We start from the raw sequence: 19,379 nt of genomic DNA on the forward strand, positions 1-19,379 counted from the left end.
TTATTTCTCCTCCAATCCACATTTTCCTATTAATATAGATATAACATCCTGTCCTAGAATATGTTAGATTGGAGAAATTTTTTTATTCATCTATTATTTCGTCTATACCTGCGCCCGGTGCCACCATAGGATATGCCTTTTCATCGTTGTCTATATCGCATTCTATAAGCGTGGGCCGGTCGGTGATAGACAAAGCATGCCTCAACGCATCCTCCACTTCTTCATTCCTGGTTATTCTTAAAGCCTCCGCTCCATGCGCCTGCGCCAATTTAACGAAGTCGGTATCAACGCCCAGTGTCGTATGCGAGAAACGGCCTTGATAGAATAGGCGTTGCCATTGCCTTACCATACCCAAAGCATGGTTATTTAAAATCACTTCTACAATGGGTAACTTATACTTAACAGCCGTCGCTAATTCATTCGAATTCATCTTAAAACTTCCATCGCCAGCCACGTTTATAACGCGTCTATCGGGTCTGGCAAGCTGCGCTCCTATAGCAGCGGGCAAGCCGTACCCCATTGTACCCAAGCCGCCTGATGAGATAAAGCTTCGAGGCTCTGCATAATTGAAATACTGAGCGGCCCATATCTGATTTTGGCCCACCTCAGTGGTCACTATGCCAAAACCTTGCGTCAATTCATATATCTTCTGAACGATATATTGAGGTTTTACCCGTCCCGGGCCAAAATCTGTTTTCAGCCTATACTGCTCTCTCCATTGCTGCACCTGTTTATTCCACCCGTTGAAAGCTTTTTCGGGCACCATATCCAATAATTCCTTCAATATTGTCTTGACATCGCCGTTTATCGGCACATCCACTCTTATATTTTTGCCAATCTCAGCCGGATCTATATCTATATGGATTATCTTAGCATTTGGTGCAAAACGCTGCACATTGCTTATAACCCTATCGCTGAATCTCGCCCCTATAGCTATCAGCACATCACTGTTGGATACTGTATAATTTGCATAACGGCTGCCATGCATGCCAACAAGGCCCAGGAAAAGCGGATGGTTGGCAGGAAATCCTCCAAGACCCATAAGGGAAGAAACCACCGGAATCTTCAATTTCTCAGCAAACGCCTTTAGTTCTTCATAAGCGCGCGATATTATAACGCCACCGCCAGCATATATAACTGGGCTGTTGGCCTCTGACAGGAGACGTGCAGCCTGGTTTATGTTTGCTTTTAACTCATCTTCATCCATACATGTCTTGCTGTATATATTACAACTTTCGTATCCTGTAGCTACCGACACGGGTTCATAATCCAGTAGGGTAGTCTGTATATCTTTAGGCACATCTATAAGCACCGGACCGGGTCGTCCAGAACGGGCTATATTAAAAGCCTCCCTTATTATGTTTGGCAAACGCTGTGCATCTTTCACTATATAATTATGTTTCGTAATCGGCATGGTAATGCCTGTTATATCCACCTCTTGGAAAGAATCCTTGCCCAGTAGCGATAATGCCACTTGACCTGTAAAGACTACCATCGGCACTGAATCCATATATGCATTGGCAATACCAGTAACGGTATTGGTAGCGCCTGGCCCGGAGGTAGCAAATACCACCCCTACCTTGCCGCTGGCTCTGGCGTAGCCGTCGGCCGCATGCGTAGCCGCCTGTTCATGGCATGGCAATATATGCGTTATATTGGAACCGTAAAGCGCATCATACAACGGCAAAACAGCACCACCCGGGTAGCCAAATATCAGATCGACTCCCTGCTCCTCCAAACACTTTATGATAGCTTCTGCTCCGGTTATTTTCATTAAAGCCGGTCATTCTATTTCGAATGACCTTCCTCCTTTCCTAAATTTTAATATAAATAAAACCCTCCGTCCTTATAGGGACGAAAGGTTATATTTCGTGTTACCACCCAATTTCATTGTTGCCTCGCGGCAACAACCTCCACAGGTACATATAAATATACCCTGCGCTTATAACGGGCGCTTCCGTCTGAACCTACTCTATATTTATATTTCAGTTCAGCAACTCCAGGGCTACTTTCGCTATCACCGCGCTGCCGGTTCTCAGCTTCGGCCCGGCTCTCTGTAAGCTCTCATATGACAGCTACTCTCCCCTTCATAGTCTTTAACGAATTATGTATACAATTTTCATGATACAACTATACCACAACTTCATGGTTATGGCAAGAAAAATTTTCTACCACACTGTGTAACCACCGTCGATAACCACAGTATGGCCTGTCATAAAGCTGGAAGCATCCGAAGCCAAATATACTACAGCACCACCTAATTCTTCAGGAAGGCCCGCCCTTTGCATAGGCGTTAATCCCAGCCAGTACTGTTTTGCCATATCTGTTTTTAGATTTTCTTCGGTCATGGACGTCTTCATATAACCTGGCGCTATAGCATTGACACGTATATTATACTTGGCCCATTCCGCCGCCAATGATTTAGTCAACATAATTACTCCGGCCTTGGATACGTTATACGAGATTTGCGGCTGCGGATTGTTTACTATAATGCCCGACATGGAAGCTATATTTATTATATTTCCGCCATTTTGACGTATCATCATGCGCCCGGCTATTTGTGAACACGTAAATACCGCATTAAGGTTCAAGTTTATAACATCGTGCCAGTCTTCTTCGCTCATCTCTTCCGCTGGTACATTTCGGACAATACCGGCATTGTTAACAAGTATATCCAGTCTACCCCAACGTTTGCCTACGTTATCGATCATCTGTTGTACCTGTGCTCGATCGGTCACATCGACTTTCATAGGCACAATATCGGTACCAAATCGCTGCAGCTCCTGAGCTGCAGAATCAGCATTTTCCATATTTATATCGGCTATCACCACATCAGCGCCGGCTTGAGCCAATGCTTCTGCCATAGCTTTACCCAAGCCTTGGGCAGCGCCGGTAACTATAGCCACCCGGCCGTTGAGTTTGAAGGAAGTTAGTACGTCCATCTTTTCCTCCTTATCTTTCATCGCTGTACGATTTCTTTATGGCCTTCAAGCGCTTCATCACGTCATTGGCTCCTCTGCCAAAGTAATCGTGCAGCGTTTTGTATTCTTGATATAGCCTTTCGTATATCGCCGCGTTGGCGGCTATCGGCTTGTATTCTTCGTCTTTTAGTTTCGGTATCTTGCGCGCTGCTTCGAATATGCTCTCGAAACCCCCTTGTTCTTTGCCTGCTGCTACTGCTCCAAACATTGCCGCCCCTAAGGCTGGTGTCTGGCTGGATTTAGCTACTTTTATAGGTAGTCCGCTTACGTCGGAGTATATTTGCATGAGCATTTTGTTCTTTTCGGGTAGGCCTCCGCATGCGTATAGTTCTTCTACTGATACGCCGTGTTCGTTGAAGTCGTCTATTATGGTCCTGGTTCCGTATGCCGTGGCTTCTATCAGCGCTCTGTATATTTCTTCGGGCTTGGTCAGCAGTGTCATGCCCAGTATCACTCCGCTAAGATCGGCATCTACTAGTATGCTCCTGTTGCCGTTCCACCAGTCGATGGCTAATAAGCCGCTTTGTCCAGGTTTGAGTTTCGATGCTTTTTCGGTAAGCAGCGTGTGTATGTTTATATTTCTGGTTTTTGCTTCTTCTTGATAGTCTGCCGGCACGCAGTTCTCGACAAACCATGCGAATATGTCTCCTACGGCTGATTGGCCTGCTTCGTATCCGAATAGTCCGGGTATTATCCCGTCTTCTACTACTCCGCATATGCCGGGTACGTGTATTTCTTGTTCTGATAATACCATGTGGCATATGGATGTGCCCATTATCATGACCATCTTGCCTGGTGATGTGACGCCCATCGCCGGTACTGATACGTGAGCGTCTACGTTGCCTACTGCGACTGCTATGCCGGGTTTTAGCCCGGTCATCTGTGCCATCGCTTGTGTCAGGCCTCCTGCTTTTGTGCCTACAGGGTAGAGCTCGCGGCTTAGTTTTTCGTCTACAATGTGTTCTAGTCTGGGATCAAGGGCTGCGAAGAATTCGTTCGACGGGTATCCTTCTTTTTTGCTCCATATGGCTTTGTATCCGGCTGTGCAACTGTTCCGTTTTTCGTTACCGGTCAGCATCATGATGACCCAGTCGGTGGCTTCCATGATCCTGTCGGCAGCCTCGTATATCTCGGGTGCTTCGTTCAGTATCTGCCACACTTTGGGTATCACCCATTCGCTGGATATCTTGCCGCCGTAACGTTCAAGAAAGCTTTCGCCCCGTTGTCTGGCTATCTCGTTCAAGCGGTTGGCTTCGTCTTGTGCGGCATGATGTTTCCATAGTTTCACGTATGCATGCGGGTTATTTTTGTATGCATCTATGTCGCAAAGCGGTGTACCGTTTTTTTTGGTGGGTAATATCGTGCATGAAGTGAAGTCTATGCCTATGCCTATCACTTCTTCTTTGTCGATACCTTTTATGACTTCGGGTATTATATGTTTTAGGACTTCTATGTAATCGTCGGGATGCTGCAGCGCCCAATCCGGTGGAATGGCCATGCCGTTGGGCAGCCTTTCGTCCATGACGCCGTGCGGATAGTTCATGGCTGCGGTCGCCACTTCTTCTGCTGTATCGAGGTTTAATAGCAGTGCTCTCGCCGATTCGGTACCGTAATCGATACCTATAGTGTATTTTGCCACATCGTTTCCCCCTTATGTCTTAATTTTCTTATAAATATGTGCTCAATTAAGCTCCAATTCTACCACGGTATCTATTTCATCCGGCAGTGATGCCCCTGCAAAGTCTATAAAGGCATCATCCGGATATTCAGTAGCATTCCATGGCTTATGTACCTTGATTTCCGACCTGTCTGACAATAGGCGGGCCTTCTTTATCTTACCGCCTAAGCCTCGCAGATTTATAGGGCCTACTGTTTTATCATATATATGTGCATAAACGAGTTTACCCTTTTGTGTATAACGCCCCCATTCCGGCTTAGGCAGCGCAGCTGCACCGCACCCATAAATGCTGTCGCTGTTTTTATCCATCCATTTGCCGACTTGCTCCAATATATAAATAGATTCTTCTGGTATCTCGCCCTTGGCATTCGGTCCTACGTTGAGTAGAAGATTGCCGTTTTTGCTTACGCATTCCACAAGCGCCCTTATAATCTGCTTGGGCGATTTATAATTTTTATCGGCAGAACAATAACCCCAGTGATCATTTAGAGTTATACATGCCTCCCATGGTATTGGTTTACCGTCTTCGTCGGTAATGCCCTCAGGCGGTATAATCTGCTCAGGCGAGGCAAAGTCACCGGCATATATCTCAGGATTTCTAGCCTTTATATTCCCACCTAACCGGTTATCTATGATGATGCGTGGTTGCAACTGGCGCACCATATTTACCAACTCCGTAGCTTTCCATGTTTCGCCTTTCATATCATCATACGAAAAATCAAACCATATAACGTCTATTTCGCCGTAGTTGGTGAGCAGCTCCTTTACTTGGTTATGCATATAGTCTATATATTTTGACAGATCGCGTTGTTGCCCCTTGTATGCTTCATTGTCCCTCATGGGGTGGTGTGCATCGCCATAGGCAGGATAATCGGGGTGATGCCAATCCAGCAACGAATAATAAAATCCTACTTTCAGCCCCTCATTGCGAAATGCATCTACATATTCTTTTACAAGGTCCTTTTTGGCAGGCGTGTTTGTAGCCTTATAATCAGTAAACTTGCTGTCAAAAAGGCAGAAACCGTCATGATGCTTGCTTGTCATAACCACATATCTTTGCCCTGCCGCTTTGGCTATCCGAGCCCATCTCACAGGATCGTAATTTACAGGATTGAATTCTTCAAAGTATTGCTGATAATCCTCATCGCTGATTCTCTCTTGGCTCTTTATCCATTCACCTCTGGCTGGTATCGCATATATACCCCAGTGTATAAACATGCCGAACCGTGCCTCGGTAAACCATTTCATGCGCTCTTCATTGTTCAATGCCATAATAAAAACCTCCTCATAAATTACTGCTAAACCATCTGTAAGGCCACCATCTGATGCCCGTTTATCTCAGGCACAGTAAACTCAACCCTGCCATCTTTCACTTCGAAAGCCATGCTTTGTCCCTGCGGCACACAAGTAACGACTTTCACATCACCGTTTACCTTTACCGACACCTTTACATTATATAGTGGTATAACATCTTCAATTATATCTATGTCACTGCTCCGCCGCTCGGGTATATAATGCAAAAGATGCAATACCAGCCTGTTATGCTCGGCTTGCTCGTTCAATGCAACTATCATGGTGCTTGGACCGCTGTGGCGCACAGCCGGTTCGGGCAGTAGTATGTCCAATGCGTTCAAGAAAAGTTGTTTGCACCAACGCGGGGCATTTTGTTCATATTGCGCGAAGATCGGATGCATGAAGTATATGGCACGCCCGTTTTTCAAAATGCCAGGGTAACCTATCGACCCTGATGACGGCGTATGCCTATGCGAACAAAAATGCTGCCATGTACGGTTGAAATAAGGTATGGCCGTCTCGGCCAATACTTCAGTGCCTTCTGTCGCTTCCACTTCCAATCCTCTCATATACATGACATGTTCGGTTTGCGGCAATCCTTTGCCTATATCGCCTCGCAGGATTATAAAATCAGGGCTGTAAGGGGCTTGGCCTTTCAGTTTGACACCCAAAGGCCTCAGGTTAAACGCATCTTTATTCTCATTGAGACCTGATTCAAATGATGCTATGATAGCACCACCGTTTGCTATGTATTTCTCCAATTTAGACGCAAATTCATCGGATACGGGTATGATATCAGGCAACACCAACACCTTGTATTTTGATAATTCCGCCTGTGAATCGATTATATCGAATTGGTGCCCGGCTTCCTGGAGCATGCGCGTCACCCCCATAATAGATGGCGTGAGCCGTATATCATTTGCCCCTTCGAATTCTTCGGGAGTAAATACACCTATATCGGTTACGGCCTTGGCTCCGACGCACCATGGTTCCTTGGCTTCTACCTGCGAATATACCGAGCCTATCAGGTCATAAACGGGTTGTGATAATCTACCGTTCGGTTCCAGCTGATCGCCTATGCTGCATTTGGCATTTAAGGCCAACATATGAAAGCATTCGAATTCCAATGCCGCTTTATTCTTAAATGAATGAAAATCGCCCCATGAGGTATGAAATTTACCGGTCATGCCCATGCAATCCAGCCCCAGATTTCTGGCATACCGTACCGCAATGGGAAAATGAAGATAGCCCCAGCCACCGCTAGGCAGACTCTCCAGTTCAAAATGCGTATATGCATCTGTCACCGGGCGATGCGCCGGCCCTACATGGCCTTTGTTGTAGAATATGGTGCATTTTTTGTTAAACTGCCTTATAAAGGCTGTCATATCGCGCTTGAATTCATTTATCATCATTTGGCCATATTTCTGCCTGTCTTCTAAGCTAGATGGATCCAGATTAAGCGCCTCCATCTCAGCGCGGCAGTATTTGCAGACACATGGGGTCGGCTGCACTATATCGAAAAATAAGCCGTCTACCGGAAATGTTTCCAATATTTCCTGAGTAAATGCTTTCAGAAAATCCCTGTAGGGCGAATTGACGCACAATTTCCTGTAAAAGCCAGGCTCAAACAATGCGTTGCCGAAAGGTTTACCTTCGCCGTCTACAGCTAACCATTCGGGATGCTCTTCAGAAGTATACTGATCCCATTGTACTGTTATGTATATAGGTACGCGTATGTTATGGCGATGACAAGCTTCTATCTGTTGTTTGAGAAGATTTTTATTGGCCAAGTGGGGATGCACCCTCTCCGGGAATGCTTTGGAATCATAATAAAGCATTCCATGATGGCATCTGGCAAAGCATGTTATCGAATCCACATGGGCTTTTTCCAGTGTAGATGCGAATTCTTCAGCATCGAATTCATCGCCTATACCCTCTATATCCGGGCTTGTATGAAAATCCAGGTGAATCTGCCTAAAACGCAGATCAACATTGCTCACAAAACATCCTCTCCTTTACGTTTATTATACTCCTTTATAGTTATCTGTTCCAGTGGCTTTGCAAATATTCTAGATATCTATCCATCATTTCATCCGGTATGTTAGCCAGCAAAGATCAGACTTAAGTTCTCGCTATCATCAACATCATTTAAGCTATTTGCTATAAACACCGTTGTCTATATTTTTCCTTAGCCGCATTAATGCTTTTATATAACGTTCAGGCATCAATCCATGCTTATTGGGACCTACGTCGAGTAAAAGATTTACTCCTCTTACTCTGCATATCAGGTATATTCCCAAGAGTTCTTCATCATAAAACCACTCGCGCCCGATAGGATCACAAACCGTACTTTATTTTTAAAACATATTTGAGAAGTCATAGCCGCCATGAAGCTGCGGATACATACTGCAACGCACAAACTTCGGATTTTCTTCAAACTCCAACTCCAATACTGCTATACCAAGTATTTTATCTGGAGATCGATCAGATAGGCCGCGCAAAATGATGCGTTGTCCACATTGTTCAAATTCAACCGGTAAGCCGGTATTAAGTATGCGAACCGATTTTAAGGTGTCATAAACCCACCCAAAGCCATCTCTCCTTGCATAGGCCATATCCAATTCCAATAGTAAACCTTATTCCCTTTTACGGAAATAGATCCTACTCCGCTGGGATTACTTCTATCAAGCTTATCAAGCTTACCATATGCAGCTTCTCCATTTTGACCCAACCATTTTCCGACAGATGTCAACGGTTCTACTGCTTCTTGAGGCACTGAGCCATCAGGAGCCGGACCAATATTCAACAACAAATTCCCCCCATCATGACTAACCTGCGCCAACATCTTAACAATTTGCTGAGGGGTATAGCTGTAAGGCTTAGCTTGGTTCGAATCTACGTAACCCCAACTAATGTCATTAAATGTCATACAAGCCTCCCAGTCACGATCCATAGCAGTAATATGCCCTTCCGGCGTACCAAAATCTTCATCAAGTCTGCTCCTGTTGTTTATTATTATATCAGGCTGAAGCTCGCGAACCATTAAATTCATTTTAAGCGAATCCCAGCCCTCCCAATGCTCCATCGGAGCGGGAACATCATACCACAAGATATCTATTTTGCCGTACTGTGTCATTAATTCTCTAAGCATGCCCTGTATATAATCTAAAAATCGTTTTCGTGCATCAGGATCAAAGGCACAGCGCCATGAGTCGGTATGATGCCAATCCATTAATGAAAAATAAAAACCTATTCTCAGCCCAAATTCTCGGCAAGCATCCACATATTCTTTTACGATATCCCTTTTGGGTCCCATCTGTACCGCATTATAAGGATTTACTTTAGAATCCCACAATGAAAACCCTTCATGATGGCGGGTTGTGAGCACCATATACTTCATCCCGGCTTCCTTAGCTAAGCGTGCCCATTCTCGCGGCGCACCGGGTTTCGGATTAAATTCCCTGGCAAGTTTCTCATATTCCTCTATAGGGTAGTTTTCCAAAGACATGGCCCATTCATTACGCCCTATCAGTGCATACAAGCCATAATGAATAAACATACCAAATCTAGCCTCGCGCCACCAAGCCATTCGTTTGTCCCGAGTTAATGCCGTTCTTTCCTCATATTCCTTTTTGCTCATTAATTTCGCCATTTTAACTCCTCCATACATGTTATAATTTTATAATCCGAGCACTTTCGGAAACCAGTCTCGTTCACAAAGTCATTCTGTAAACCCTAGGCATAAACCTCTATTACCTCAGAAGCCATTTCGGCCCATTCCCATAAACGCTGCGGCTGATAGCGCACAGTGCTTATATCCTTCATTATAACCTCCACCGCACAGCCCTTTGTCTTCTCCATAGCATCGATTAAACTTTTACGAGCAGCCTCCAAATTCCATTGATCAACGGCAAAAATAGCAGGACTGGGCTTATAGGAGAATACGAAATCCCTTCCTATGTTTGCTGCTCCTTCTTTCACATCTGCCCATGGGCTCATGGATATCTTTCTCAAATCAGGAATCTTCCTAAGCATATTGATCTTTTTATGCAAGGGTTCACAGCAGCCGTAATAATTCAATCCGAAGCGTTTCATCCAGCGTATCTCATACTGCAGAGCAAATTCTTCGTGCATTTGCGGTGAAACATCCGAAAATACCTGGGCTGTACTGCATCCCCACAGGTCCAAAGGACTTATATGAGATGAATCATAATCGGCTTGAGGCAATTCATCGGTATATCCCAATCCCCCGGATCCTATTCGCGTATTGTTATTATTCAATGCCAGCAGATTCATGGCCTCATATTGGTCAAGCCGGCATAAATAGGCCTGCACAAGGCGATCTATGGCTTTATGAACCAATTCGGGACGCAATATCATATCCATCATGGCCTCCTGTATACCCCACCAACGGATCAACTCATCCCACGGTGCAAACCAGAAACCTGGCGCACCGCGCTTTTCTACCTTAAGTATACCATCGAAAATGTCCTTCGTTCGCTGGTAGCTGTCCTCGGTAGTCTGAGCATCGTACGTAATCTCAGGCATCCTTATTTTTTCTATGTCATCTTCATTTTGAATTTGTGGATGAAAGTGCCTTGATATAATCGGGTTGCCTGCATCGGTCCTAATCACATCCACATCTTCGTCGATGCCAAACCCGGTGTCATGTATAACCAAAGGGCAATATATAACGGGCTCAACCACCATATCCCCTCGCATGTGCTTCCATTGATAGATAATTTGACGAAGCTGTACTTCATAAGATCGACAAAATGGATCAACGGTCTGAAGCTTTAACTCATCGTCCACATCCATCTCATGCCATGGTATCTCATTTATCCATAGCATAGGCTTTACTCTTTCCAGACCGTTAAGGCGCTTCCACATAGCTATTTTATCCTTATGAACGGGCAACGATGCTATTTCGGCCACTTCTTCGGCTAACCGCCGCAAAATCTCTTTGTCCTCTTTTGGTACTTCCATAACCACAACACCCCCAATAATAATTTATCGGTACCAATGCCCTTGCAAATATTCTAGATACCTATCCATCATTTCATCCGGTACGTTAGCCGGCAGATGATTGCCCACGGCAAAGATTACACCCCTACACCTCTTAGCTGCCTCAAAGGTACGGTCCATATCCGCTTTCACCTTATCCCATTTGCCGAAAGTCATATCGCGGCAATCTACATAGCTGCCAACTAATGCTGTAGTCTGCCCAAATCGTTCGGCCATATATCCGAAATCATTGCACGGTTCGAATATAAGGCCATCTGCTCCAGCTTCTACTATATCTTCGGCAAATTCCGTAAAGTTACCATCGGAACAGAACAGCACTTTTTTACCTGCATCATGCAGCGGCTTCCACAACTCGGCATAGCGTGGTATTATAACCCGTCTGTAGTATTCAGGGTGCATAAATGCACCGCTGGTCCATACAAAATCGTCATGCTGTATTATTACTTCGACGCTGGTCTTGGCCCACGCTTTCATATGAAACAGCGTAAACCTAAAGAAACTATCCAACACTTTCTCCATCTTATCCGGATTAGAAGCCCCTATAAGAAGCATTTCCCATCCAAATGCTTGTATGGCCCCTGAAACGATGGTCTTATAATACCCTCCTGTAGACAACTGATCGGGATATGCAGCTCTGGCTTCTTGTACAATGCGTTCATACGCTTCTACCTGCTGGTCGAAATCAGGTAGCCCATATTCGGCCACAGCATCGAATGCCCATACCTCTTCTTCCGTCTTGAATGGGCATGTTACCGAAGCATGCATATCGCTGCCATCGGACGCGTATTCGGCATGACCCATATCAGTAGAGCGGCCAAACCGACTCCAATCAGCATGCAATCCGTCATCAGTGCGCCAAAGAAAGTCAATGCCATAATAATCGTAAAAGTTCCTCAAGGCATCCACGCTTGACGGCTCAGAACCGATCTTTTGCCGTATATAATCTTTGTGATATTCCAGGCTGTATTCGGTATGTGCCAAGCGAGATGTTGCCCTCAAATTAATATTGTCCAACGCTATTTGCCTGCTCATAGATCGTCCTCCCAAACTATATTAAGTAAACAATTTCATATATAAACCATTTTTAAATGGCATCGTTTAATTTAATTTTATCATTATGCGACCACTAGTAAATAGGAAAATCTTGCTCATTTCTTAATAGCAAAGTATAGTGTCCAAAAAATGCATTTACCGTATAATTATGTATTCCACCGTTGAATGTAAATCTATCTTATCTAGCATATAATCAGGTAATTCGTCTACCGTAAAACAAACCTCTTTCTGTCCTTGATATTGCCTGTTCACCTCATCTAATATATCCATGCCTATCTTATTGGCACAAAAAGTGCGGTGGATTATGCACGGATCACTATCTCTAAATAGTTTTATACTTTCCTCTATTATGCATTCTTCTTTAAAATCCAGTTCTATAATAGAGCGTTCATCGATTTTAATTCGATCTTTATCTAAAAATGTTACTATCCCTTTCATATCATACCCCATAATTCTGCAAACATCACTATAGCCACAGCAATGAAAAATAAGCCGGTCACCAACTTGATAAGATGCATCTTAGATACAAAAACTCGCGATAGATTCATCACCTTTTTGCCCATATACACGGCAATAACCACCGCTATCAGTGGTATTACGAAAGCCAGGTTATATATGGCCAGATAGGATAATGCCTTGGCTACCGCAATCCTTTGACTCAGTATATATACTATTGTGGGTAAATAGACCTGCCCAGTACAGAAGAACTCCAGTCCTGAAACTACTATACCAGTTAAAAAAACTGATATATACAGAAAATGCGTCAGCGTATTCTCCCTTATATAGCGCTGTATAACATGCCTTATCTTTTGTGGAAGCTGTAGGCTTATTCGCGCATAATTTCCTTTTTTAATACTGATGTAGTCTCGAAAGCTAAAGAATGCCAGTATTATACTCATGGCAATAGTCAGACCATATATGGCCAGCATAACAGCTTTAGCATCTTTGAATATATCGCCTACCTTAACTAATCCTATCCCTATAGTAAAGTATGCTATGAAAGTACCTATGATGTAACTCATACCAACCAGAAAAAGCTCTTTATTTTGGCGACCGCTCATTACCAATATCGACAGAAAGAACAGTAGCATCGAAACAGCACAAGGATTGAATCCATCCAGCAATCCAGCCAATGCTACTCCTACTGGCGTAAAGGTCTCAAATCTTTCTTTTTCGTTATCTATAACCTTGTCTTGGCCAAGCATATCTACTTTAATCTCTTTATACTCTTTGGTGCCATTGATATATGATTCTATAAGCGGCAACAGCTTTTGCTTGATTTCACTATCACCACTAAGATAAGTATCTCCGACAAATACTGCCGGTAATATAATATTTTCAGCGCTGTAAGCTTGGATATAACTTTTATATACATAAAGGCTTTGCTCATAAAATATATTATATCTATGAATCACTACGTTTACTTGAGGGTACAGCGAATGTAGATCGCTTTCAAACGCGTCTATAAATTGCCGATTTGATTGACACGATGAACATGCCTCTATATAGAAATAAGCAACCTCAATATTAGGACCCTTTTCAGCAGCCGCATGAGTTGGAAGGATCGCAACTATCAATAAAAGCAAAAGTATAAACGGCCCCATCTTTCTCACGTCAATCAGCATTTCTTTTCTCCCATCTCCCTTTCATATTTTCATTTACACGCAGAAGTTACGCAAAACGATATAAATGCCTTAAATCTAACATTTAAGAAGGTGAGTTATGTGCAAAGGTTGTTCTATAGCGGTTTTACAGGTATTACCGGCTATATGTTAACCGCAATTATGCCAAACTATCTATATATAATTCAAGAGTGGAGATAGTTTAGATGCATAAACAACATATGCCGTTTTTTAATAAATGCGTCTTCAGTAAGAAGCTCTTTGGTTTATTGAATAACAGCAATTATCTAAGCCGTTTTAAGGAAGGTGCCGCATTAGCTATCATTACTTACTGTATAGACCTCATAGTTGTGGATATACCTAATGCTCGCTGTGTAACCGCTACTTTGGGAATAGTATCTCATGATGCGATAAATAGGCATTATCGGCCGAATCCGCAAACCCTATGCTCTATACCGCAAAAAATCGGAAGTTAAAGCTTACCAACAGCAACTCCCGAAAGGGTATTTCACCCTGGTGTTTGTCTATATATGTTTATCGAGTACACGAGGATATCTCACGGTTTCGATACTATAGGAGACACTGTAAATTACCTCAAATCAGCTTCTGAGATAGAAGTCGGAGATAAGGTATTTACAGTATATACTTCGTTCAGTAAAGGTGAATTTATACAGAAAGTTATAGGGAAGATCGCATTAAAACAATCATCTTCGAAAACTTTGCTGCTTAAAATGTTAGATTTTCAAGGTTCCATGAACTTTTGCGTAAGTCCTAATTATATTCACATTATAACATCTCAACCGTTAGAATTAATTTCCGATTCACGGGCAATTCCAACAAACGATACTGTGCTCCATATGGGGAATCTAAAATTTTACAAGCGTCAGAATGGATTTCATTATTCTTTAATGTTTCGATATCTTCACATACCTTAATATACATAGGTACCTTTGGGAATTTTACTGTAATTTCTTGCATTTTCTTGGATAAAAAGCTTGCCTTTAATTCATTTTTATCCATATCCCACTCTACGCTAACTTCGATGCAGCCACGACAGGTTATGCCTTCAGCCTTCCCTTTTATCCATTTGGAAGGTAGGGCAGGTAAAAGTTTGATAATTCCTGGAGATGAAAAGACTAACATCTCAAATATCGCCGCTGTTAAACCAAAATTGGCATCAATCTGAAAAGGAGGCTGGCTGCCGTGTCCCCAAAACATGGTAAGTCCTTGGCTTCGCCAATCGTTGTGATAGGTAAACAAATTCGTTCCAACGCATGAACGGCACATAGTCTCAAGACATTGAATCGCCCCGTCCCCATCTCCTAATCTTGCATAGATATTTGCCATATGTGCAAGAGACCAACCGGTTTGCGAGGTAAGCCCGACAACAAGCCTCTTCTCTACTGCAACCTTCATGGCATGAAAAAGCGACGGGTTAGTTTCCTCTGTCACCTCAAAGCCGGGAAACAAAGGATATATATGCGATTGGTGACGATGATGATAATTATCTGGCAAATCAGAGTGAATCCATTCTTTAATGGCACCATCTTCATTTACTTGATACTCCGGCAACTTGCTAAGCATATGCTTCCATATCTTTACGTTTTCCTTTTCAATACCTAAATACTTACATGCGGCGCATAGATTTGCAAGTACTTCCCGCGCAATTGCTATATCCATCGTGGCATTTATGGTAACTAGTGATGCATTGGGTATTGGAGGTGTATTCTCAGGTGACAGGGAAGGAATGAACATGAACTTTCCATCCTCTCCCTCGACAAGGAAATCCTCGTAGAACAAAGCAATTTCCTTCATGAATGGAATTGCCTTATTTTTTAAAAAATCCATATCCCCAGTAAACAACCAGTAGTCGTAAAATAATTGCGATAACCAACCTGCACCAGCAGTCCACGTAGCCCATATCGGGTCTGTATAGACAAGACCATGTGTAGTCTGAGCTATAGGTGCCAAAATACCTCGGCAACCATAAATAACCTTTGCATTTGTGCGAAAATCTTCCAGCATAGACATATAATAATCGAAATAGGGCAACGTCGTTTCAGGCAAATTTCCTGGTAATGCAGCCCAATAATTCATTTCTATATTCTCATCATTATGGTAATCCGATGCCCATGCAGGCACATAATCTCCATTCCATATCCCTTGCAAATTGGCAGGCAATCCTCCCGGCCTAGAACTTGATATGAGCAAGTAACGTCCAAAATAAAACATCCTTTGGATTAACGCAGTGGGAATCTGTCCATTATAGCTTTCCAGCAGTAGTTCTTCATTAAATTTTTGCTTTGCAAGTTTATCTTCGCGTTGCTCGTGAAATTCAATATTCACCCTTTTATATAATTCCCGGTGTTGGTAGACATGCTTTGACAACAATGCTTCATAGCAGACATCCATCTTTTCTAATTGAGATTTTGTATTTTCAATCGTAGTTTTACTTTTTTCATTTACAAACACTTTCACCATCATTAGGACTTCTGTTGCATCCTTTATGTATATGCAATTATTTTGTGCTTCAATACCTTCCATACATCCACCATTTACAATTAATCGAGCTACTCCACCGAATTCATTTCCGTCCGGATATTGAGCTTCAAACGAAATCCAGTTCTCTTCAGATGACGCTTGCCACTCAAACGGGAGCTTGTCGCCTTTTACATCTTTGCCAGAACCCATACCTGTAGCACCTTCCACTCGGCAAGGTACTAATGAAATAACACAATTCACCTTTTCTGAGCCCACAGCATTAATCCTAAGTATTACCGCATCATCCACTCTTGATACAAACAAATCACGATGATAGTTTGTGTTGCCTTCGCTCCACCTTACAACAGCCTCACCTGTTTCAAAGTCAAGATAGCGACAATATCCAGTAAATGCCTCATGCGTTTCTGAATCAATCTTAATATCAAACGCAGGCTGATAAGGATCTGTGCGAGCAATGCCTATATAATTCTCTTTAAGTTTTCTCTCAAAAAACTGTGCGCCTTCATTGTATTTCCCTTCCATAAGCATCTTTCGAAGTTGGCTTAAATATTCGTATATAGAATTGATCTGTGGTTTTTGACTCTTTAGAAACAATGCTTCATGATTTAAAGTTATTATCTCGTTTTTTATATGGCCATAGACCAAAGCCCCAATGCTTCCATTACCACAAGGAATAGCGTCTTGCCACCTTATAGCAGGATAACACATCATCATACCTTCTTTTATGTCTTGCATTTTTCACTTCAACCTCGACTCTTTTACCGATGAGCTAACTCGGCTGAAATATCCAGATAGTATTTTACAGCTTTTGGTGGTATATTCCAAGGAATATGGTTGCCTATGCACATCATGTAACCTCCGGTTATACGAGACGTTTCCACCATAGACTCTACCATCGCTCTGATTTCATCAGGATTACTCCGATATAAAATACGGTTATCTCCCTCTCCTGCCAAAAAGCAATCTTTATATCTTCTAGCAATCTTCTTGTAATCGGTATATGGTTCACTGATAATTCCTCGCGCACCACAGGCCATAATATCATTTACATAAGCATCCATATTACCGTCTGACATAAAAATGACCTCTTTCCCAGCAGCCTTAACAATGCTCCAAAACTCTTCGTAGCATGGGAAAATGTATTTATGCATCCATTTAGGGGAACATGTTGGTCCACGGCTAGTTACAATATCATCGTGACATATAACAAAATTAACAGGTAACCTAGAAAAGACTCGAAAAACTCGTCGATTAATTTCGGCAAATTCGGTCATAATTCGCTCAAATCTTGGATCAAGGCAAGTTTCTAAAAATAATTCCCATCCAAATGTTAATAACGGCCACATAAACATGGTATTATAAAAACTTACCGATGCAGTGGAACCTTTAGGAGCTTTATCCCCCCATTCCTTGGGATACATCTTGCGATATTCTTGATAAAGCTTTTCTTCATCGGAATAGTCACGTGATTCTACTACAGGAATATCAGTAAAATCACCTTGTGCAAGTGGAGAAAAAGCAAATACATCTTCAGCATCCTTAAAATGTTTTCCCCAGTCCCACTGCGTGGTTTCGGTGTCGCCCCAGCGCACATGATGCCCGCCGTGTTCATCAACATTAGATGACTGTCCCTTTAAATCAAGCTTAGGTCGAGGTTTAGGATCATCTTTTTCTGGAATGGGCAATTCCAATTGTGGATAAAGCTGTGATAGCTTCAACCGACACAATCTTGGATGCTCATAATAATCGATACCAGTTAAGTAAGTTTCCGCATCAGGATTGGACCAATGCTCCCAGTGCGGTATTTTCTTTGGTGCTCTCCCCATAAACGCCAGATATTTATCGCTATATTGCATGTAAAACCAACTCCTTATCTTTGTGTTTATATCTTTTCAACCTATCTATTTACATCCCATAGTACGGCTTATAACCGCAAACAAAGAACTCAGAAGTAAAGGAATCAGAATAAAAATCCACTCTACCAAACTCTACATTGTGAATTCCTCTCAAAAAAGTCTGCCTCATGCACTCATGTTCTCCTCCAGCATAGCTACGGCATGGCTGTAAGGAATATCATCCAATAATCCTTGAGATCCACTGAGTATATAGCCCCCTTCTTTGTCAAAATATCCCACTGTCTTGCGTGCTTCCTCCCTTATTCTTTCTTCCGGTCCCTCTGGTAATAGGTGCTGAGTGTCGATTCCGCCATAAAAGGTTATTTTCCCTTTATATTCTTTAGCAAGTCTCTCAATATCCATACCATCTGCCATCACTTGAATAGGATTTAATATATCAGCTCCCATTTCTATAAAATCAGGTATAATAGGTGCTATTGCTCCGCAAGAATGTTGCATATACATTACCCCGTATTCTTTTGCTGTATCATATAATCGTTTTAGCTGAGGCTTGAAAAACTCCCTGAAATCATCAGGACTGATAAACATACTGCGCTGAGTACCAAAGTCATTGCAATTTTCTATTATATCTATTTTTCCACGTCCTGCCTCCAAAACCTTTTTAAGATATTCAACGAAAAAATCCGTAATGCGCCTTATAATAGCCTTTGCCACGTCAGGTTGTGATTTCAGATAACACAAAGCATTTTCTTGACCACACATCCATAAATAATGATGGAATATGGCAGAATTTATACCACCACACACAGCAAATTGTTGATGTTCTTCGATTTCTTTGGCTAGTTCTGCAGCGTCAAATTTACTGATATCAGGAAATTCATAGGCTTCAACCTCATCTACTGTATAAACATATTCAAAAGGCAACTTTGTGATCCCGGCATAGTTCTGAGGCGGATTCGGAGTATCATCCACATATTTTAATCCAAATTTGCAATGCCATATATCCACACCTAGCGCACAATACATTTCTTCAATACTGCCAGTACCAATATATTTGGCAAGTCCCTCTTCATAGTATGTAGGCGTACCAAAAAGGCCGGCAGGCACCCTGTCCACTTCTTTAAAAGCAACAGCCCTTCTTACGCGTTCTTTCGAATTCATGTACATTACTCTCTTCCTTGATATATCTTGATATATGATAATATCTTAAATGTATAATCATTAATAGCGCCACATAAATTGCATAAAGTTTTTCTACAACACTTTACGACCTTACGGTCACAGTTTAGTAAAACTGTAGGTTGTTTCCTATAATTATTGGGAGAGCAACGCGGCTTTTGAGTATCAGAAGTCAAAATTGGATATGGAA

General features: G+C 42.5%; 15 protein-coding genes and 1 other annotated feature. Of the genes, 1 reads left to right on the forward strand and 14 read right to left on the reverse strand.

Annotation, left to right across the window (positions count from 1 at the left end; translation table 11 throughout):
- Positions 1-82: 82 nt before the first annotated feature.
- The 11 genes from ilvB to MAHAU_RS11380 all read right to left on the reverse strand — a co-directional run bounded on the left by ilvB (position 83) and on the right by MAHAU_RS11380 (position 13,655).
- Entirely contained in the window at positions 83-1,774 is a 1,692-nt protein-coding gene (gene ilvB / locus MAHAU_RS11335) for a biosynthetic-type acetolactate synthase large subunit (RefSeq protein WP_013781868.1), read from the reverse strand.
- Positions 1,775-1,847: 73 nt separating this feature from the next.
- Positions 1,848-2,100 (reverse strand) — a binding site (T-box leader).
- A 68-nt stretch (positions 2,101-2,168) separates the two neighbouring features.
- The gene (locus MAHAU_RS11340) at positions 2,169-2,942 is read right to left on the reverse strand and encodes an SDR family NAD(P)-dependent oxidoreductase (RefSeq protein ID WP_013781869.1); all 774 of its coding nucleotides are present in this window, start codon (positions 2,940-2,942) and stop codon (positions 2,169-2,171) included.
- Between the two features lie 10 nt (positions 2,943-2,952).
- On the reverse strand, positions 2,953-4,620 hold the full coding sequence (locus MAHAU_RS11345; protein ID WP_013781870.1) for a ribulokinase: 1,668 nt from the start codon (positions 4,618-4,620) through the stop codon (positions 2,953-2,955).
- A gap of 42 nt (positions 4,621-4,662) precedes the next feature.
- The gene (locus MAHAU_RS11350) at positions 4,663-5,931 is read right to left on the reverse strand and encodes an alpha-L-fucosidase (protein WP_013781871.1); all 1,269 of its coding nucleotides are present in this window, start codon (positions 5,929-5,931) and stop codon (positions 4,663-4,665) included.
- A 26-nt stretch (positions 5,932-5,957) separates the two neighbouring features.
- Complete coding sequence (locus MAHAU_RS11355) at positions 5,958-7,952, reverse strand: beta-galactosidase trimerization domain-containing protein (RefSeq protein WP_013781872.1); 1,995 nt, start codon at positions 7,950-7,952, stop codon at positions 5,958-5,960.
- Positions 7,953-8,309: 357 nt separating this feature from the next.
- Complete coding sequence (locus MAHAU_RS15600) at positions 8,310-8,567, reverse strand: hypothetical protein (protein WP_013781873.1); 258 nt, start codon at positions 8,565-8,567, stop codon at positions 8,310-8,312.
- Positions 8,519-9,604, reverse strand: coding sequence for an alpha-L-fucosidase (locus MAHAU_RS11360; RefSeq protein WP_013781874.1), 1,086 nt, complete (start codon positions 9,602-9,604; stop codon positions 8,519-8,521). Before MAHAU_RS11360 ends, MAHAU_RS15600 begins: the two co-directional genes overlap by 49 nt.
- Positions 9,605-9,687: 83 nt before the next feature.
- Positions 9,688-10,938, reverse strand: coding sequence for a hypothetical protein (locus MAHAU_RS11365; protein ID WP_013781875.1), 1,251 nt, complete (start codon positions 10,936-10,938; stop codon positions 9,688-9,690).
- A 24-nt stretch (positions 10,939-10,962) separates the two neighbouring features.
- Positions 10,963-12,009 (reverse strand): uroporphyrinogen decarboxylase family protein, encoded by a 1,047-nt coding sequence (locus tag MAHAU_RS11370; RefSeq protein ID WP_013781876.1) that lies wholly within the window; start codon positions 12,007-12,009, stop codon positions 10,963-10,965.
- A 156-nt stretch (positions 12,010-12,165) separates the two neighbouring features.
- Entirely contained in the window at positions 12,166-12,468 is a 303-nt protein-coding gene (locus tag MAHAU_RS11375; protein ID WP_013781877.1) for a hypothetical protein, read from the reverse strand.
- Positions 12,465-13,655: a cytochrome c biogenesis CcdA family protein gene (locus MAHAU_RS11380; protein WP_013781878.1), complete on the reverse strand. Its 1,191-nt coding sequence runs from the start codon at positions 13,653-13,655 to the stop codon at positions 12,465-12,467. Before MAHAU_RS11380 ends, MAHAU_RS11375 begins: the two co-directional genes overlap by 4 nt.
- A gap of 203 nt (positions 13,656-13,858) precedes the next feature.
- Between MAHAU_RS11380 and MAHAU_RS11385 the strand changes: the two genes are divergently transcribed.
- A complete protein-coding gene (locus MAHAU_RS11385; RefSeq protein WP_013781879.1) occupies positions 13,859-14,128 on the forward strand; it encodes a hypothetical protein in 270 nt (89 codons plus the stop codon).
- A 310-nt stretch (positions 14,129-14,438) separates the two neighbouring features.
- Here MAHAU_RS11385 and MAHAU_RS11390 read toward each other — a convergent pair whose 3' ends face one another.
- The 3 genes from MAHAU_RS11390 to MAHAU_RS11400 all read right to left on the reverse strand — a co-directional run bounded on the left by MAHAU_RS11390 (position 14,439) and on the right by MAHAU_RS11400 (position 19,171).
- Positions 14,439-16,889 carry a glycosyl hydrolase family 95 catalytic domain-containing protein gene (locus MAHAU_RS11390; RefSeq protein ID WP_013781881.1) on the reverse strand — a complete coding sequence of 817 codons (2,451 nt, stop codon included), beginning with the start codon at positions 16,887-16,889 and terminating at the stop codon, positions 14,439-14,441.
- Positions 16,890-16,912: 23 nt separating this feature from the next.
- On the reverse strand, positions 16,913-18,010 hold the full coding sequence (locus MAHAU_RS11395) for a uroporphyrinogen decarboxylase family protein (RefSeq protein ID WP_013781882.1): 1,098 nt from the start codon (positions 18,008-18,010) through the stop codon (positions 16,913-16,915).
- Positions 18,011-18,175: 165 nt separating this feature from the next.
- On the reverse strand, positions 18,176-19,171 hold the full coding sequence (locus tag MAHAU_RS11400; protein WP_049783361.1) for a uroporphyrinogen decarboxylase family protein: 996 nt from the start codon (positions 19,169-19,171) through the stop codon (positions 18,176-18,178).
- Positions 19,172-19,379: the final 208 nt, after the last annotated feature.

Source organism: Mahella australiensis 50-1 BON, assembly GCF_000213255.1.
Lineage (GTDB): Bacteria > Bacillota > Clostridia > Mahellales > Mahellaceae > Mahella > Mahella australiensis.

What these genes read in the sequence shown, in the direction of transcription:
- ilvB (WP_013781868.1), bottom strand. Translation starts at nt 1,774, where the DNA reads ATGAAAATAACCGGAGCAGAAGCTATCATAAAGTGTTTGGAGGAGCAG.
- MAHAU_RS11340 (WP_013781869.1), bottom strand. Translation starts at nt 2,942, where the DNA reads ATGGACGTACTAACTTCCTTCAAACTCAACGGCCGGGTGGCTATAGTT.
- MAHAU_RS11350 (WP_013781871.1), bottom strand. Translation starts at nt 5,931, where the DNA reads ATGGCATTGAACAATGAAGAGCGCATGAAATGGTTTACCGAGGCACGG.
- MAHAU_RS15600 (WP_013781873.1), bottom strand. Translation starts at nt 8,567, where the DNA reads ATGGCCTATGCAAGGAGAGATGGCTTTGGGTGGGTTTATGACACCTTA.
- MAHAU_RS11360 (WP_013781874.1), bottom strand. Translation starts at nt 9,604, where the DNA reads ATGGCGAAATTAATGAGCAAAAAGGAATATGAGGAAAGAACGGCATTA.
- MAHAU_RS11365 (WP_013781875.1), bottom strand. Translation starts at nt 10,938, where the DNA reads ATGGAAGTACCAAAAGAGGACAAAGAGATTTTGCGGCGGTTAGCCGAA.
- MAHAU_RS11370 (WP_013781876.1), bottom strand. Translation starts at nt 12,009, where the DNA reads ATGAGCAGGCAAATAGCGTTGGACAATATTAATTTGAGGGCAACATCT.
- MAHAU_RS11375 (WP_013781877.1), bottom strand. Translation starts at nt 12,468, where the DNA reads ATGAAAGGGATAGTAACATTTTTAGATAAAGATCGAATTAAAATCGAT.
- MAHAU_RS11380 (WP_013781878.1), bottom strand. Translation starts at nt 13,655, where the DNA reads ATGCTGATTGACGTGAGAAAGATGGGGCCGTTTATACTTTTGCTTTTA.
- MAHAU_RS11385 (WP_013781879.1), top strand. Translation starts at nt 13,859, where the DNA reads ATGCATAAACAACATATGCCGTTTTTTAATAAATGCGTCTTCAGTAAG.
- MAHAU_RS11390 (WP_013781881.1), bottom strand. Translation starts at nt 16,889, where the DNA reads ATGCAAGACATAAAAGAAGGTATGATGATGTGTTATCCTGCTATAAGG.
- MAHAU_RS11395 (WP_013781882.1), bottom strand. Translation starts at nt 18,010, where the DNA reads ATGCAATATAGCGATAAATATCTGGCGTTTATGGGGAGAGCACCAAAG.
- MAHAU_RS11400 (WP_049783361.1), bottom strand. Translation starts at nt 19,171, where the DNA reads ATGAATTCGAAAGAACGCGTAAGAAGGGCTGTTGCTTTTAAAGAAGTG.